This is a genomic window from Frankia sp. CpI1-P, assembly GCF_001421075.1.
Classification (GTDB): domain Bacteria; phylum Actinomycetota; class Actinomycetes; order Frankiales; family Frankiaceae; genus Frankia; species Frankia torreyi.
In genome coordinates this window covers 1-1,436 of record NZ_LJJX01000136.1, presented here as the reverse complement: position 1 = coordinate 1,436, position 1,436 = coordinate 1, and the positions used below count along the sequence as shown (strand labels likewise).

The window sequence follows — 1,436 nt, the reverse complement described above, 5'->3', positions numbered from 1 at the left end:
GGCGTATCCGCGGTACGGCTGGCTTGGCGCGAAGGAACGTTCCCGGGACACCCTGTCCGGCCTCACCCTGATGGGTGTCCGTCTCTACGACCCCAACCTCGGTCGCTTCCTCCAGACCGATCCGGTCCCCGGCGGGTCGGACAACGCCTACGACTACGCCCACCAGGACCCCTACAACACCTTCGACCTCGACGGCCGGTCGATTAGGCATTGGATAAAGAAGCACAGGAAGGGAATAGGGAAAGCCTTCTCCTATGCCGGCTTTGCCGTGGGCGTAGCTTCTATCCCGTTCGGTGGTTGGGTGGGAGTTGGTCTTATCGCCGCATCCACCGGTTTCGACTACGCCGGTAGTAGATTCCAGGGAGCGAGTAAGAAGTCGACTTACGGGACCCTTGGTGCCGATATAGTCTTCGGCTATGGTGGTTTTGGGGCCCTTGCGCGGTCCGAAAAAGCGGTCGGAAAAATTACGAAAGTGAGGGCGGGTGGAGCAGTAAGGATTGCGAGGCGACGGGGTCGTGTTTCGGCCCGTCGAGTTGTCGGCTACGGTGCGATCTTCGGCTACACTCAGTTCAATCTATTGAACATGATGCCCAGTGGCTGAGTCGGATTCCGTGCCTGCAGGGGACCTTGAGGTCCCCTGCAGGCATCTGTCCGACCGGGGAATGATCGGAGGATGACTCCAATGGAGGATCTACTCTTCTCTCTATTTGGCGTGCTGATGATTAGTGCTGGGCTGATCTCGCTTCTGATTCCCGAGAGAGTATNTCGTTGGAATGACACGGTAGGGCCGAGGTGGATCCGCGACTTCAGTGTGCGTGGCGAGTTCNAGGCATACGATGGGNGAACAAAACCGTGGCAGATGAGGGTGTTTGGGGGAATCTTTTTGATCTCTGGCACTCTCTTTGTCTTTGCTGGATTCGTGGGCCTGTCGGAATAGGAGGCCATAAGAATTGGCGTCTCGCATCAATCAACAATGTCTTGGAACGATGAAGGCCATTCTGGGCTCCCATCAAAGGCGGGTGCCATTTCTCTATTTCCTGTTCGCCGCTGCTTTTGCCGGCTTTTCGCTCTGGCTTCTTAGTACCTCATATCGAGGTCCTGCTCTGCCGTTTGGGGTCGTTACGGGCCTACTGGTGAGGCAAGGTATTAGGTCTAGAGTAGATCGGCCTTAACGAGATCTGATCTGGAAGCGGGTGCGTGTGATAGCACCAATGTAACCGGTGAGGTTCCGATATGTCTCATGTACGGATCCGTGTCCGCCGGCCGGGTCGTCGGTCAATGTCGGCTACTACGTGAACGATCTGGTCGCCAGCGAGCCCGTCGGGCTCGTCGACCAGGTCCTATGCGTTGGATCCGGCTCGGCGGGTTCGGTCGTGGTCGGACGGGTCGACCACGTCGGTGAACCATTACACGTCGGGGTCGGGGGACAGCCCGGC

General features: G+C 57.9%; 1 protein-coding gene. It reads left to right on the top strand.

Translation table 11 applies throughout. From position 1 onward, the window contains the following. Window positions 1-601 (top strand): RHS repeat-associated core domain-containing protein (locus FF86_RS32990; RefSeq protein ID WP_131729417.1); only part of this gene is annotated, 601 nt, incomplete at its 5' end. Window positions 602-1,436: the final 835 nt, after the last annotated feature.